Source organism: Modestobacter altitudinis, assembly GCF_005930475.1.
GTDB classification, from domain to species: Bacteria; Actinomycetota; Actinomycetes; order Mycobacteriales; family Geodermatophilaceae; genus Modestobacter; species Modestobacter altitudinis.
On the sequence record NZ_SJEW01000025.1, the window covers coordinates 22,290 to 38,183 of the forward strand.

Genomic DNA, 15,894 nt, shown 5'->3' on the forward strand with positions numbered 1-15,894 from the left:
TCTGATCTTGATTGCCGGATGTGGGCGCGGGTGAGCTGCCGGTCTGTCCGGCTCTGCCACTGTCGGTTTGCGGTCGGGCCTGTGAGGCGGATGGTCGCGGTCAGGCCGCCGCTGGTGGTCCGCAGGTTGCGTCGAACAGCTGGGTTTAGGCGGTCTCCCACGGCCAGTCTCGAGGCCGGTGCAGCCGCCGCCGCCGGGCGGAGTGGGCGATCCGGGCCGGGATGGCGATGAGCTGGGTGCGGATCGTGGCAATGCGGGCCTTGGCGTAGAAGGCCCCGGCCAGGTCGCCAGCGGCCCGGGTGAGGTTGAACGCGATGGCCGCGTAGACCAGCCAGGCGGCGTTCGCGGTGAACTTTCTCGACGGTAGGTGGGCCAGCGGTCCTGCCTTGAACTCGGCGATGACCTGCTCGACGAGCGCGTGATCCCGGTGGGCGGCCTCGGCGTCCAGCATCGACAGCGATGAGTCGGTGACTTTTCTCCCCAAGATGTCAAATGGTCTTCACCCTCGGTGACGTCGGGGACCCAGTGGGGCCGGTTTTCCTTCGCCCAGTGCGACCGGATCCAGGAGGCCAATAGCCGTGGGTCGGCGTCGCGGTGCCCCCGGAGAGGTCCGCGCGTAGACCGTCTCCACCGACGGGTGTGCCGTGCCGCTGCGCCGAAGCCGGCGGATGACTTTGATGGCCGCGCTCCGTGCGGGAACAGCCGTGCCTCCAGCGTCCCGTCCAGGTCGATGACCTTGATCGATTGGAACTCTATCTGGCCCTGGTCCCGGTGGCGTTCGATCAGCCCCGGGGCTTGCGCCCAGGGCAGCCGAGCCAGCGCGCGTCGCAGGACGGGTGGTTGCCTTTGACCGTGAACAGTAGTGCGCGCCGCGGCCGTGCAGATAGGCGGCCTGGGCGCGCCGGCAGTGCAGCGCATTCGCGGTGACTACCACACCGCGCAGGTCAGGCAGGGTGTTCAGGACGAGGGCGAACGCGGCCAGCTCATCACCTTCGGCCACCTCGGCCTGGGCGAAGACCAGCCCGTGAGCGTGTTCGAACACCGCGACCAGCTTGGCCTGCCCGCCGTTGCCGATGCGGGCACCGCGCAGCGTCTTGCCATCAAAGGCCAGTACCGTCCGGTCCTCGGCGACCGGATGACCGGCATCGCCGCTGGTGGCCGGTGCCGGCTGCGCGCCCGCGCGACCGGCCAGCACCCAACGGGTGAGCGCCTGCTGCAAGACGGTCATCTCCACCGCGCCCAGCACCCAGGCGAGCGTGGCCGCATGCGGACTGGACCGGCAGATGGTGACCGGCGCGTCGACGTGGCGGGCCCACTGCGCGATCGCGGCGTAGGAGCGGGCACCGGCCAGCTCCGCGCCGACGGCAACGTAGAGAATCGATTGCAGACTGTGACGGCACCCGCGGGCCTTCCGCGGATCAGGAACCGCCGACAGGGCCTGCAGCAGCGTCGTTGACTCGGCCACGCCCAGCGGCTGGGCAGGCAGTTCGACGGTGCGGACAGCGTCCTGCACCACTGACGAGGAGGATGAACAGGCGGGCACGGGCACTCCGCTAGTGACCGGATGGCCTTCAGCACCTTCAAATCATCACACCGCCCGGGCACGCCCTAACCTTGCAGGTCACACGCCCATCCCACGACTTTGCAGCTGCCTTGCCAGCAACCGAGAGGAGCAATCATGCACGCCGAACGGTCACTTGGTATTGCGGGATACCAACGAACCCGCCTCGCTGCAACTTGAATTCGGTCACGGTGAACGTCTCAGGCACGTTGGAAGTCGGGGGCGGTAATGCTTGCAGCACTGCGTCCTCAAAGGAGGTGAATGAGGTTCCCGAAAATTCTTCGGACGGATTCATGACTCTCTCACTGTTCGGTTCTTGGCGTAGTTTGCCTTGCGTGTAGGCGGGCTTCTTGTCTGGTCCTCCGGCTTGTCGCGGCGGTCGGCGTGGTAGCCGCCGCAGGCGCTATTGGTCCCACGTACCTGGTCGGCGGCTACATCTACCGCCTCTCGCCTTCGACCCGGTAGAATCAAGTTCGTAGCACTACTCACGCGATCTTGACCCAGGAGCCGGGAGATCCGCCGCTCTTGCAAAGGTAAAGGTCGACTCTTGAGTCAAGGTATAGCTCTCCAGCAAGGTGTACGTGAGTTGCACTTGTGCTCGTAGGCGGCCCCGCACTTGAGCTCGGCGTGATCCGAATCTGAGTGTATTCGCCGGATACAGTCAAGCCTATGCCTGCGCGTCCGTCGGCGTCGACGGCAATACCCTGTGGTCCACCGTTATAGTTGATGCCTTGGACGCCGTAGCACGGGCCCGCCGGAGTTGAACTGCTCGGGCCGCCAAGGCCCATGACGCCCACAATCCGCCCATATCCTTGAACGCCATACGATCCGTTACTCGAGTTGGCGTAAGCCCGAACGCCCACTCCATTAGGCGTATCGGATGAGGATTGAATGCCGATAACTCCCGGGCTTCCGGTAACGTTGTTCGCCCTCACGTATAGGCCGACTCCCACACCTGGTATGTCGACGTCTAGGATGGTGGAATCGGACGACTGGTTGGTCGCCCCGAGGATTAATGGCTGCCCACTAGTCATGTCAGCTCCTTAGCGCGCTAGTTGTGCGATGTTCACTGCAAACGGAATGAACAATCGCCTCCCGGTCCTCACCTCAGGCGGACGAAGATGTTTAACACGTTGTCGTCGTCTTCGGCGCTCAAGTTGTCCGCCGCCGATTGGAAGGCGACTGAGCCGCCGTCGGCCGACATTGCGGGGAAGTTCGAACTGTCGTTCCCGCCCGGACCGTTGGTCCCGCTCGCGCGGCTCACCAGGGTTGTTGCCCGCTGGTCGAGATCACGCACGAATACATTGAAAACGTTGTTGTCGTCGTCCGCGCTCAGGTTGTCCGCGAGGGACTCGAAGGCGACGTACCGGCCGTTCCCAGAGATGGAGGCGGACAGGGAGGCGTCGTCGGCTCCGGCGCCGTTGGTGCCGCTGGCACGGCTGATCAGCCGGGTGGTGCCGTTCTGGAGGTCGCGCACGAAGACGTTGGAGACGTTGTCATTGTCGTTGCCGCTCAGGTTGTCCGCGTTTGACTCGAAGGCTACGTACCGCCCGTTGCCGGAGATCGAGGGATTCGAGGAACCGTCATCGGCTCCATCGCCGTTGGAGCCGTCTGCTCGGCTAACTAGTCGGGTAGTGCCGTTTTGAACGTCGCGCACGAAGACGTTGGTGACGGCGTCGTCGTCGTTGGCGCTCAGGTTGTCCGCGGCGGACTCGAACGCGACATACCGACCATCGGCAGAAACTGACGGAAAGGCTGCGCCAGCATCCGCGGCAGCGCCGTTGGTGCCGTTGGCCCTGTCCACCAACCGGGTACTGCCGTTCTGGAGGTCGCGCACGAAGACGTTGGTGACGGCGTTGTTGTCGTTGGCACTCAGGTTGTCCGCATCCGACTGGAACGCCACGAACCGTCCGCTTTGGGAAATGGAGGCGAACCCTGAGTCGCCGTCACCTGCTGCCCCACTTATGCCGTTCGTCCGGCTCACCAGTACCGTCGTCCCGTCACCCACGTCACGCGCGAACACGTCCTCAACGGCATCGAGATCCACGGCGCTCAGGTTCGTGGCCCGCGACTGGAACGCGACACGATTTTCCCCCGAAATCGAGGGAAATGTGGACGCGTTGTCCGCTGCCGCACCGTTGGCGCCGTCGGCACGGCTGACCAGTCGAGTCCTGCCGTTCCGGACATCCCTCACGAAGATGTTGTCGACGTTGTCGTTGTCGTCGGCGCTGAGGTTGTTCGCGTTGGACTGGAAGGCGACGAGATGCCCGTCAGCGTTGGTCGACGGGAGAAAGCTGTCCTCGTCGCCCACCAGTCCGTTGGCGCCGTCCGCCCGGCTTACGAGGATGGTGACGGCCGGAGCGGCGGCCGCGGAGGTGGGCAACGCAACGACCATCGACACGGCGAGAGTTGCGACGGCGGGCGCCCGCCGGAATCGCCCCACGCCGACCGCCCGGGAGGCCGACTGGCCCCGCTCGCGTGAATGCTGACCGGACCACGACGAGATGGTCATCGCGGAACCTCCGCTCACTTCCCTGCGTGAATGGAGGCCGCCGACATTTCTGCGTCGAGCTGCATCCCCACCCTGGCCTCGTACGTGTTCCAGCATGAGGTCAAGCCGTCACAGGAGCGTCACTGCGCCATCACCGGGCGTAGGAGACGTCGGACGATCAATGTCCGTGCCGCCCCGCGGGCAACATCTTCGTGTCAAAACCGGGTCCACCTGGAACCAGCTCAAATCCCGACCATCACTTGATCGGCCTCGGCGTCCTCGGCCAAGTGATCGGCGATCAGGGCATGCAGCCCGACCAGCCCTCGACTCCCTCGGGCAGCCGCCGGCGAGCCAGCCGGCGGCTGGACACGTCGACGATCTCGATATCGTGATGGGCCTCCGCCCAGTCATCTTCGATGAACAACACTCTGCAACGGCCTCCTCCGGTCCGGCGTCAGCTGTCCGCAACCTGGAAGAAAAAACCGTGGCGACCTAAGGGATCAGTGCTCATCCGGCACGCCATCCCACCGCCCATCCGCCTTCTCCTCGCGCACCGGCGGGGGCACGATCCAAGCGTGGGCCTCGACCCTCGGGACTCGGGACGGGCAGTGTTCACCCGCTGGCGGCTCGGACACCCGATCCTGCTTCAGAGCCGACCGAATGTAGCCCCGTTAGAAGCAGGCAGCCCGCCGCTCGCGCTGCATCGGCAGGGCAACCGGTGGCCGCGGTACAAGCCCGCCCGCGCGGGGTCGGTGCGCGGGCTGGTCAGGTCAGACGCGGCTTCCGTGGAGGAGTAGGGCTAACCGGTCGCGCTGTTCGGCGGTCAGAGAGGGCGCTGCCTCTACAACTCGGCGCGGATGTGATCCTCAAGCTGTTGCGCTCGTCGGACTTCGCTGCACGGGGGACCTAGGGCGCGGAGGCCACGGCCGTCGCCAATGGTCATCGGATCTCCTGCGGTGACGGCCACGGGGGATGGACGGACGTCGGGACTGCCCCCACTTCAGTTGACTCGTCGGGTGGGATGGTCAGGCCGCGATAGCGGCGGGGCTGAGCGTCTTGTACTCGATCGGTGTGAGTCGGCCGAGACGGCGTTGGCGGCGCCGGCGGTGGTTGGTCCGCTCAATCCAAGTGATGATCGCCAGCCGTAGTTCTTCACGGGTGGCCCAGCGTTGGCGGTCGATCACGTTCTTCTGCAAGAGCGCGAAGAACAATTCCATCGCGGCGTTGTCGCCGCAGGCACCGACCCGGCCCGTCGAGCCGACCAGCCCGTTGTTCTTGATCGTGCGGACGAAGGCGTTCGAGCGGAACTGACTGCCGCGATCGGAATGGACCACGGTGCCGACCGGGTCCCGACGGATGGCGTTGCGAAGTGCCGCCATCGCCAGGGATGCCTTCATGCGGGAGTCGATGAAGTAGCCGACGATCCGCCCGGAGTAGACGTCCTTGATCGCGCAAAGGTAGAGCTTGCCTTCGGCGGTGCGGTGCTCGCTGATGTCGGTCAGCCACATGACGTTCGGTGCTGCCGCGGTGAAGACCCGGTCGACCAGGTCGTCGTGCACCGGCGGGCCGGCCTTGCGATTGAGGCCGGCTTCTTCGCGAAGATCGACCAGATGCGCTGCTGGGAGCAGAGTCGGGCGACTCGGTTCTCACCTGCGGTGATGCCTTGCTCGCGCAGTCCGTCAGCGATGAACCGGTAGCCGAACGCCGGGTCGTCGGCATGGATGTCGAGTGCGGCGTTGATCAGGTGCGCGTCGTCCCAGTCGCGCTGGCTGACCGGGTTGGCCTGCCACTTGTAGAACGCCTGTTTGGTGAAGCCGAGCACCCGGCAGGTCCCCGCGACGGGGATGTGCTCGGCGGCAAATTCACGACCAGCGGGTAGATCATTTTGGGAGGACTTCGCGGGCGAAGTAGGCCGTGGCCCGTCGCAGGATCTCGTTCTTCTGTTCCAGCAGCTTGTTGCGCCGGCGCAGCTCCCGCAGCTCCGCGGACTCGTCCTTTGCCGCCGCCTCCGCCGCCTCGATCGCCGCTGCTCGGTGGAGTGAGTCCGTCGTCTCGGTCGGCCATCTTCAGCCAGCGCTGCAGGCAGGACTCGGAGATCTCGAAGTCACGGGCGACCTGGGAGATCGACGCCTCGCCCTTGCGGGCGACGGCGATCACGTCACGCCGGAACTCCGGCGGGAACGGCTTGGGCACGATGCTGATCCTTCCAGCGAGGCCGCAGCCTCACAGGGCAGGAGTCAACCGAATTGGGGGCAGTCCCCAGACAGCCGAATTGGCAGTCCCCAGACAGAATTGGGGGCAGTCCCCAGACAGCGGAGTAGCGACCACAGGGCCCGCCAAAACCGCGGGCCTAGTTGGAGCGACGGTCCTGGCCCACACTGGGGCTCGCCCCGGCGCGGTCAGCGTCCCGGGACGCCCCCGGCAGGAGAGTGACCAGATGGGCGTCTACCCAACCGGTGTCCGGTACCGGGGAATCAACCGGTCCGGCGCGGAAAGCCCCGACGAGTGGGACGGCTGGAAGTCGAAGACGGACTCGGGCTGGTACGACATCCCCGACGTGAGCAAGCTGACCCAGGACCTAGGCTTCTACGCCAGTCAGGGGTTCAACGCGCTCCGGTTCCCGGTGTCGATGCGGCAGAGACAGGCCATGCTCTGGTCGCTGCAGTCGGCGAGGGCCATCTCCCGATTCCTAGGCAGCGTTGCCCGATCATTCGGAAGGTTCAGCTGAAGCGCCGCTTCCTCGTGCACGGATGCTCGCCGGGGCTTGGCTTCGTTACGTGTGGCGCGGTGATGGCGCCGTGACGGCATGGTGACGACCTGGCGAGAAGATCGGCCGTGGTGACGCAGCCTCCTGCGCAAGAAGGTCTTCCATGTTGCTCGCGCTACTCACCCAGGCGGGTGCTGTTCTTCACGCCGCGACGGGCCATGTGCGGTGAGGTTCGACGCCGGCACAGCCAGGCCCGCAGGTGCGAATAGTCGGGGCCTATGTCGACGCGGAGCCTGGCCGGTCGCCGTCGGCGCGGCCCGCAGCGCGAGCGGAGGGCGGGGCTGGCCTTCATCGGCGGAATGAGCGCGAGGCTGTCGCGGGTGTTGGCCGCGCAATCGCTATCGGCGGCCGTGGTGAGGCGATGCGCGAGGAAGGAGAAGTAATGGCAGTAATCAACGGAGTCATGCCGGACGAGGGCGACCGGGGAGCAGACCGACCTGCTCGGATAGTGGTCAAGTTCCGACCCGAGGCCGGCTTGCGCGCCGGCGAGCCGATGTCCGCTTCAGAGTCAGGGCAGCTGGGCGAGCAGTGGTCTGCGGTTGTCGACGAGTTCCCCGACGCCGACTTCGCTATGTACTTCACTACTCTGGGAGAGGCGGAGCAGCGGGAGTTGACCGCTCGGACTCGCCACGCCACAGATGTGTTGCCCGATCTAGGGTCGTACCGCGCGGCGGAGCTGGCCGACCGGGCGCGCGCCGATGAGCTCGCCGCCGCCCTTCGGCGTATGGACTCGGTCGAAACGGCATACGTGGAAGCCGGGCCGGTGCCTCCTCCTGTGAACGCATCAGATGATCCACGCGCTGTGAACCAGGGCTATCTGGACGCTGCGCCGACCGGTATCGACGCACGCTGGGCATGGTCGTTGGCCGACGGCGCCGGTGCCCGTTTCGTTGACCTCGAACGTGGGTGGACTCTCAATCACGAGGACCTCGTCGCGGCGAATATGGCCTTAATCTCTGGAGTCAACCAGGACTTCTTCGGCCACGGCACCGCCGTTCTCGGGGAAGTCGTCGGGGTCGACAATGTCATCGGAGGTATCGGCATCGCTCCGAGCGCGCCGGCCCGAGTTGTCTCGCAGTGGCGCACGCCGACGAATTACAACACTGCGGACGCCATTGTCTCGGCGACGCTCGCGATGCAAGCCGGGGACGTCCTCCTTCTGGAGGCGCAAACGACGGTCGGCACACAAGCGTTCGTTCCGGTGGAGACTGAGCAGGCGGTGTTCGACGCCATTTTGGCCGCGACTACGGTCGGCATCGTGGTCGTCGAGGCGGCCGGCAACGGCGGACACAATCTCGATACCGTGACTGACCCCAGTGGCAACCTCGTTTTCGACCGTGCAGGCCCGCATTTCCGGGACTCGGGCGCGATTATGGTGGGCGCAGCCAGCTCCACGGCGCCTCACAGCAGGCTCAGCTTTTCCAACTACGGCGCTCGCATCGACTGTTTCGCTTGGGGCGAGAACATCGACACGACTGGTGACGGCTGGATGGGCAACCTCACCACCAGCTACACCACGGGGTTCGGTGGCACCTCTGGAGCATCACCGATCATCACCGGTGCAGCGTTAATCATGCAATCCTGGCGTCGGGCCAACCTCGGAGCGCCCTACTCGCCGAGCGATCTGCGGTGGCGGCTCAGTCGAACCAGCGGCAATACGGCGAGCGCGAACCCGGCCTCCGACCGCATCGGAGTCATGCCAAACCTCAGGGCCTTGCTGGAGGAGGAGATCAACCCCTACAAGGTCGATCGGTGGCCAGCGATTGTCGCGATCCTTCTCGGCGTCATCCAGGACGGCGGTGGCGTCGTGCTGACACCCAGCGGCCCACGTCCGGTCGGTCCACTAGATCATGTGGCGCCGAACACGCGGGACATCCTGCTCGGCTTGGCCGCCACAGAGATAGCCACGATGATCGGCGATCGGGACTCAGGAATCGCCCTCAAGCGTGAAGCCGCACGCATCATCCGCGCAGCTTCCGAACGTCTCGCCTCCGAGGCGTGACCCGCCCGATCTGCCTTTCGAAGGTCTCTACACATGAGAAGTGGGACTATATTGACAAGCCATTCATGGGTGAGGAATTTTCGCGCCCTCAAGCGCCCGGAGAAGGAGGAGCCAAGCCGTGACATCAACTCCAATCGACCCTGACCCGCTGTACGTGCTCGATTGGGAAGAGTTCGAGGAGGGCGTCCCACCGGGGCCTCCATCGGGATGGCGCCGGGACTACACATTAGAACCTTCCACTGCCGAGCCGCCGTACTCAATCGTCAGTACGCCCGGCCCGGTTCGAAGCGGCGCCCGCTCCGCGCGGTTCTTCCTGCACCGCCAAGATCCACTGCAGAGTTCCGGAACGCGAAGCGAACTCAAGACGCCCTGCTGTGAGCCGCCGGGTGCAGAGAGGTGGTATGGCTTCAGTATTTACCTTCCGGAAGACTGGTTGCCAGACCGGTCTCGAGAGAACGTTGCCCAATGGAAGCAAAACGACACGGAACCCTTGGATCCGCGACATGGTGGCTCTCCTCCCGCGGCCCTCACGATGGAGCAAGGGCAGTGGATTCTGACCACGCGCAAGTCGTCGTGGGATAACACTATTGATCAAGACGTATGTGTCTATGCGCTTGGCGCGTGCGAGCTCGATAAATGGACAGACTGGGTGCTGCACGCAAAGTGGTCAGAGGGGAACGAGGGGTTCCTCGAGGTCTGGAAGAATTGCCAGAGTGTGCGGATACTAGAGGGGCAAAATAAGTTTGCCGACGGCCGGGGCCACTATTTCAAATTCGGGGTCTACAAGTGGGATTGGAACGTAAAAGATCCTAAGGACCCGAAATACAAGGCCACAGCTACGGATAAACGGCTTCTATATCTTGACGAGGTGAGGATTGCTGATGGCAGGGGTAGTCTTGAGGTGATCTCGCCGCCAGCGACCTGAACAAGTGTGATGACGTCTAAATGCCCACTTGGGGTCGCCGGAAGAGCTGGTGCGGGCCAGCGTCGAGTCGTCCGTCGGCTGGCACCCGGACCTGCCTGGTCGCACGTGCCCGGCCTCAGGTGGCCGGCGTCGCCGGGGCGGTGTTCGCCGTTCTCGCCGACCACGGGCTCATCCCTGACGCCAGCACCCCACCCTCCTGGACACCATCGGCCCAAGCACCTGGCGGATCGCCGCGCTCGGCCGCTGCTGTTTGTTCCTGCTCGACACCGACCGCGAGGGCCCCAGGTAGCCCGTCGCCCTATCGGGGATCACCAAATCGACCCGCCGCGTGGTCGAGGTTAAGCACGAGGGCCACATGCGGTGTCCATCACCGGGGGTGCTGCATGACCCAGCCGACTCCGACCGACGCGGACGTAGTGCCGGCATCCGACTGCTCGATTCATGAGGAGCAGACCTGCGGGGGCCTGAACGGCCGTGCCCGCTGCGTGCTCGTAGTAGGGGCACGCAGCGGCCAATGGCGGTAGCCACCGGTATCGGCGATCCCCGCGTTGACCTGCGAAATTGGTAGATCGGTGCTGGTTCGGGAACACCTTGAACCAGGCTTGAAAGCCGTTACGGGGTGACACCCCTTACGGGTTCGAATCCCACGCCGTCGGCTTAGAGGCGCAGGTCAGCGGCGCTGTCGGTGCTGACCTGCGCGTGTCAGCGCGCACCACCATCGGCGGAGCCGCGCCGGCCCATCGTCCTGCTAGGACGTGCATGCCGACGGCACCTCCCGACCCGCTGCGCCGTCTCTCATCAGGCGGGCAGCTGGCTAGTCGGCCCGTGTCGAGGTCCCCGCCGCGCGACCTACACGCCGGCGCGATCGGAGCCACGCCGGGCTCGACTACGGAGGCCCCGTGGCCCTGGACGAGCACGGCCGTACTGGGAATCGTCGCCACGCAATTCGTCGACGTGGGCAACGTTGTGGCGCACTCGGTGGGTCTGACTCCCCGCGGGTCGTTCAACCTCGGTACCGCGGATGACTTCCCGGTTCCGGACCTCGCGGCCGTCATAACCGCATTGTGTCGTTCGACTTCGCCGCCTTCAGGTCGCACGCCGCAGTTGACGTGGGCTGCCAACCCGCTGGAGCCGCTGCACCAGGAGATTAGGCGGCGCACCGACGTCGCGGGCTGGGGGCAGCTCCGGCTTGCTAGGACTTCCGCAGGCCCGCGGGTTTGCGGTTCGTCGGCGCCGCTCCCGCTGACTTACGGCTGAGATGTGGTGCGCACGGCGGGGCCTTGGCGACAACGGAGACCGCTCCAAAAGGTCAATCAGGCGCTCCGACTCCGTCGCGACGCCGAGCCACCCACGAGGGATGAGCACGATGACGGACAGCACTGCCCGCATCAACTTGACCAGCAACGATGACCTGAAGCCCGCAAGCGAGAGCCAGATACCCAAGTCCAGTGACGGGAGGGGTGCGGAGGCGTCCCTGTAGAACCGCTCTCGCGGTATTGTCCCGGCATCGGCAAGTTCCCGCCGACAGGTCCATCCGATTGCAGGAGGACGTCGTGGAGATTACCCCAGTCACTTCTCCGGTCGACCCTAACTCACCAGAGCTACTTCGCTGGGCCGAGCACAGGCGTCGGCAGCTCGATATGCGGCGAGAAGTGAAAGCCGGGATACCGCTGCCGGTCGGTGATGACGAGTCAGCGCCGAAGCTGCCAGGAAACGACTGATCACGATGTTAACTTCCATCCACGCGTACATCAATTGGCGAATAGATGTCGACTGGAATACCTGCGGACAGGCGGCTATTGCAACCCTCCTGGACTTTCATGGCACTCAGCCCTGGCCTATTACGAGATTCTCCGACGGGTTTTGGGCTGACGGCGACGCCATTGACGCTGTCAGCCGAGACGGATTTGGGCCTGACATTGTGTTTGGCTGGGGAACGTCCGGCGGGCGCATAGCCGACGCCGTACGCGCATACGGACTCGATGCGAAGGTCCGAGCATTGTTTTTTCAGGGAGGCTGGGATCAGGCTTGGCCACAATTGCGAGAATCGCTCGACCGCGAGCTTCCTGTGGCCGTACTGCTTGACCTGGGACGACTTGGCGGACCTGACTTCGTCTTCCACTGGGCCATTGCATATGCATACACGGAAGACCGCTTGAACCTTGCGGCGTGCTCGTGGAACCCGACGCCATCGTTGGAGCAGTTTCGCTCGGCATGGCAATGCGATGCCGTGTTCATCCCGCTCGACCTCAAGATGTGTGGCGTATTCGTAGAACCGCGCCCGGGTGCAAATGGTGCTCGCTTCATCAGCCAGAGTGCGCCGTCGACCGGGCCCATAACTCCCGGGAGTTCCACTCGTGTATCCGTCACGATGAAGAATACGGGAACGACAACCTGGCGATCAGAAGACGCTTATTCCTTGGGTTCCCAGGATCCGCAAGACAACTCAAGTTGGGGTATGAGCAGGATTGGCCTGCCCGGGCCGGTGGGACCGAATCAGATTGTGACGTTTTCTTGGACGGCGGTGACGCCACCGCCCCCGCGAGCCGTCTTCACTTGGCGCATGGTGCGCGACGGAGTCGAATGGTTCGGCGCGATGACATCCAAACACGTGGTAACCATCTCGGAGTCTCAGGATTGCTCAGAAATTCGGTCGCGCATCGCCGGGAATGAACGCGAGATCAAAGATTTGCAGGCCGACCTTAGGGCGGGAGGTGGCAACAGACAATTCATCCTGAAAGAGATTGGGCGGCTGCGCGTCGAGATCAAGGAACTTCAGGAGCGTGCCGATAGACTAGGATGCGCGAACGTCGCATGACAAGGCTGAGCGGCCTCCAGTCGGGTCGTACTCGCAACTTCTTGAGGGCGATGGAGGGATCCGACGCCTCCGCGCGGGGACAGGAGCACAAGAGCGGCGTGGACGCCGATTGCTAAGCAAGCGTCCTTGCGTCACAGCGGCACGTCGGTCCCTCATGCGGCGTCGCGGGGTCGATAAATTTCTACCCGACGACACAGTTCACGTGCCGTGCCGTGCCGTGCCGTGCCGTGCCGTGCCGTGCCCGCCAGGGCCGTGGCTGCGGCCGCTGCCCGAGTTCGCGGGCTCGGCGCGCTCACGGCCCATCCCGGCCAGGCTCATGTCGAGGCGTTCATGCATGAGCAGTGCGCCTACGGCCGGTCGCTGCGAAAAATCGCGATCTGACCGACCGCTCATTCTCTGCAGTCCGTAACATCCTCGACAAGCACGGCGTGCGGCGCCGAACAAGCGGCGCATCGACGCTCCAGTCACGCGGCAGCGCCTAGTACTGCAACGGTGGTTATCGCCACCCGACGCTCCGACCCGGGGGGTACCTCGAGGGCGTTACCACTGTCCTGTTCCGGTCGGGGACCGTCAGAATCGCCGGCGAAGGGCTGGAGGCCGTCGGACTTTGGGGTCGAGGGCGTCGGTCATCGCCCGAACCGCGTCGGCGGAGGGGTTGGCGTAGACCTCCAGAGAGCGGATGGAGGTGTGCCGAGACTTTGCCCGGACCGCGGGCGTGCTCCAGCCGTTCTCCACGGCGTGCGCAACACCGGAGTGCCGGAGCCGGTGCGGCGTCCACGGGGCACCGGCGGGGGCGAGGCGGGCGCCGATTGCGGTGAAGATCCGTTCTGCCTGCCGGTAGCCGAGGCGGGCGCGACCGGTGACCGGGTCAAGGTCGGCGGCGGGCATCGGGCGGGTGGGGCGCCGGGCGGCGAGAAGTAGCGGCCCGCGGGCGCGTCGGGCGATCACCCGAGGCAGCAGTTGGGCAGTGCCGGTCGACCACCAGATCGTTTCGGCGCTGCCGCCCTTGGCCTGCACGATGCCGTCGCGGCGACCCAGGTCCAGGTCCTCGACGTCTAGGCCGATTAGCTCGTCCGCCCGCGCCCAGGTCTCGTAGGCCATGCGCCAGAGCAGTCGGTCGCGGCCGGATACGCCGTCGAGCGTCCACAGGGCCGCGAGCAGCTCGCGGGTGATCGGCCGCGCCCGGCGTTCGTCCTCGGTGCGGCGGCGAACCTTGCGCGGCTCGATCAGGGCTACGGGGTTGGCGGAAATCCAGCGCCGGGTCTCGCACCAGCCGAGGAAGGACAGCAATGCCGCTCGGTGACGGTTGTATGGGGTAGCCGCCCTGCCGCTCCACCGGTCGAGCAGGTCCTCGATCTCCCGGTCGGTGATCTGGTCCACCGGAGCGCCCGGCCCGACGGACGAAGCAAGCAGGTCAAGGATGTTCGAATAGGCATTAAGTGTACTTCGCTCGAAGACGTCGCGGCGGATGAACCGGCGGGCGGCCCCGACTGTGCCATGTAGCGAAGCAATGGAGGCACACTGCGGACGCGCCCCGGCAGCATGGCCGAAATAAGGTGACGGCTTTTGCCCACGCCATGTTGGCACCTCGTCCGTCACCGTTCCGTCACCAGTGCGTCAATCGACGGCTGCTCGTACTGATGATCACTGGCCGCACCAGCAGGCGTGCTTGTCTCGCACGGGCAAGACGGGGTTATACGTCGCGATCTTCCGCTTAAGCGACCGCTAGTGAGAATCGCGGCCAGTCGTGACCCGCCCGGTCAGGGCACGCTGCAGCGCGGCCGGAACGACCGCCGCGAGCACCCGCCCAAACGTGGTCGCGTGCGGTTTGGGACCGACCACGGCCACCGCGTGCTCAGCGCTGCGGGCCCACTGTGCGATCGCCGCGTGCGAGCGGGCGGCCGGCCAGCACGGCGCCAGCTGCAAGCAGCATCATCGATTGCAGACTGTGACGACGGCCGCGGGCCCTGCGCGGATCCGGGACCGCGGACAGGGTCTGCAGCAGGCTGATCGACCCGGCCGCATCCAACCGCTCGGACGGCAGGCCGGACTCGGTGACCGCATCGCGCACGCCCGCGTACGTCACTTAGGACCCTGCCAGCGGGGCCGGGCGCGATACCGACGATGCTGACTACATGCGCAAGCAGCAGTTCTTGGCTACCGCAGCCGTCGGCCGCGACCGGCCAATTCAACTCGAGGCGCAGGCCGATGCTTCCTCAACCGACCGCTACCCCGCTCGGGGGCGCCCGGCCACCTGCGCCCCCGGGGAGGACAACCGGGACTTCCTTCTGGCCAGGAGAGCTTTGTCGTCTGCGGCCGCTCGACACCCACACCACCTTCCTCAGGGAGCCGCTGCGTGAAGGCAATCCGATGCCATCGCCAAATCTGCGTCATCAGCACGAGTGGCCATTCAGTCGGCATCCTGCATGCAAATGAGTAGTTGTCAACAGCGACTAATGAGATGACACCTACGGTGTTCCAGTCGTCCGTAATGACCGACCGTTGTCGGTGACCCTCAAGCCTTCACAAAGGACGGCACGCTTTTTACCGATTCGACAGAGCGCACCTCGCATACGCGGTGTCTGGCGAGGCCGTGAGGTGACAGCGCGGCCATTGCTGACTGGCGTTGGCAATGGTACGGCGGGATGAAGCGCCGCGGCCGCCGCACGCGGGCGCTGAATGCAAGTGGGTAGACGAGCGAGTCCCGTTCGGCCGACGGGCACGGATCAGCCGGCGATGCGCGTGAAGGATCAGCGCTGGCGAGCGTACCGATGCACGGCTTGCTACTTGTCGCGGCGTCAGGATCTTGTTGATGAGGTGGTCGAGGCCGTGATCCTCGCTCGACTGTCCCAGCCCGACGTGGCCGCGCTGTTCGTCGAGGATGAGGACGTGCCGGCGCTGCGAGCGGAGTGCGTGGAACTGCGGACCCGACGCGACGACCTGGCGGGACTGCTCGCTGACGGACTGCTCGCCGCGACCGTGGTGCGGGAACGCTCGCAGGAGCTCACCCGGCGCATCAACGACCTCGAGGACCGCATCAGCCGAGCGCTGGGAAAGTCACCGATCACTGCCCTCGCTGACGCTGAGGAGGTAGCAGCCGCCTGGCAGTCGATGCCTCTGCGAGGGCGCAAGCAGGTCGTCGCGCTACTTGTGACTGTGACCATTCTCCCCGCTGGAAGGGGCAGCGCTTCTCGCCCGACCAAGTTGACATTGAGTGGACGGTCGAAGGACCGACGGTACGGACCGGGGCGGGGCAAGGCAGAGGAAGGCGGAGCGCGGTCTAACCTCACGCACTGACGTGACGATCCCTTGCCCGGCACGCGGCTGCAT

General features: G+C 65.3%; 10 protein-coding genes and 2 pseudogenes. 5 read left to right on the forward strand and 7 right to left on the reverse strand.

Going from position 1 to position 15,894, the window contains the following annotated elements; genetic code table 11:
- Nucleotides 1-145 precede the first annotated feature (145 nt).
- The 5 genes and pseudogenes from FHL79_RS11425 to FHL79_RS11440 form a co-directional block, all read right to left on the reverse strand.
- A pseudogene (locus tag FHL79_RS11425) lies at nucleotides 146-436 on the reverse strand (transposase); the annotation flags it as partial.
- A gap of 63 nt (nucleotides 437-499) precedes the next feature.
- Nucleotides 500-1,516 (reverse strand): transposase family protein, encoded by a 1,017-nt coding sequence (locus FHL79_RS11430; protein ID WP_171058120.1) that lies wholly within the window; start codon nucleotides 1,514-1,516, stop codon nucleotides 500-502.
- Between the two features lie 1,147 nt (nucleotides 1,517-2,663).
- Nucleotides 2,664-4,073 (reverse strand): TolB family protein, encoded by a 1,410-nt coding sequence (locus tag FHL79_RS11435; RefSeq protein WP_171058121.1) that lies wholly within the window; start codon nucleotides 4,071-4,073, stop codon nucleotides 2,664-2,666.
- A gap of 277 nt (nucleotides 4,074-4,350) precedes the next feature.
- Complete coding sequence (locus tag FHL79_RS26155) at nucleotides 4,351-4,479, reverse strand: hypothetical protein (protein WP_281283866.1); 129 nt, start codon at nucleotides 4,477-4,479, stop codon at nucleotides 4,351-4,353.
- A gap of 598 nt (nucleotides 4,480-5,077) precedes the next feature.
- Nucleotides 5,078-6,245: pseudogene (locus tag FHL79_RS11440) on the reverse strand (IS3 family transposase).
- 244 nt (nucleotides 6,246-6,489) lie between these two features.
- Between FHL79_RS11440 and FHL79_RS11445 the strand changes: the two are divergent.
- From FHL79_RS11445 to FHL79_RS11460, 4 genes are all read left to right on the forward strand, one after another.
- Nucleotides 6,490-6,780 carry a hypothetical protein gene (locus FHL79_RS11445; RefSeq protein ID WP_138758727.1) on the forward strand — a complete coding sequence of 97 codons (291 nt, stop codon included), beginning with the start codon at nucleotides 6,490-6,492 and terminating at the stop codon, nucleotides 6,778-6,780.
- 487 nt (nucleotides 6,781-7,267) lie between these two features.
- Complete coding sequence (locus FHL79_RS11450; protein WP_218938431.1) at nucleotides 7,268-8,821, forward strand: S8 family peptidase; 1,554 nt, start codon at nucleotides 7,268-7,270, stop codon at nucleotides 8,819-8,821.
- 118 nt (nucleotides 8,822-8,939) lie between these two features.
- Complete coding sequence (locus FHL79_RS11455; protein WP_171058122.1) at nucleotides 8,940-9,746, forward strand: polysaccharide lyase family 20 protein; 807 nt, start codon at nucleotides 8,940-8,942, stop codon at nucleotides 9,744-9,746.
- Between the two features lie 1,726 nt (nucleotides 9,747-11,472).
- Entirely contained in the window at nucleotides 11,473-12,564 is a 1,092-nt protein-coding gene (locus FHL79_RS11460) for a hypothetical protein (protein ID WP_138758729.1), read from the forward strand.
- A 570-nt stretch (nucleotides 12,565-13,134) separates the two neighbouring features.
- Here the strand turns inward: FHL79_RS11460 and FHL79_RS11470 are convergent.
- Together FHL79_RS11470 and FHL79_RS11475 are read right to left on the reverse strand one after the other, a co-directional pair.
- Entirely contained in the window at nucleotides 13,135-14,163 is a 1,029-nt protein-coding gene (locus FHL79_RS11470) for a tyrosine-type recombinase/integrase (RefSeq protein ID WP_171058123.1), read from the reverse strand.
- Between the two features lie 256 nt (nucleotides 14,164-14,419).
- On the reverse strand, nucleotides 14,420-14,650 hold the full coding sequence (locus FHL79_RS11475) for a transposase family protein (protein ID WP_138758731.1): 231 nt from the start codon (nucleotides 14,648-14,650) through the stop codon (nucleotides 14,420-14,422).
- 731 nt (nucleotides 14,651-15,381) lie between these two features.
- Here FHL79_RS11475 and FHL79_RS11480 point away from each other — a divergent pair.
- Nucleotides 15,382-15,861 carry a hypothetical protein gene (locus FHL79_RS11480; protein ID WP_138758732.1) on the forward strand — a complete coding sequence of 160 codons (480 nt, stop codon included), beginning with the start codon at nucleotides 15,382-15,384 and terminating at the stop codon, nucleotides 15,859-15,861.
- Nucleotides 15,862-15,894 lie beyond the last annotated feature (33 nt).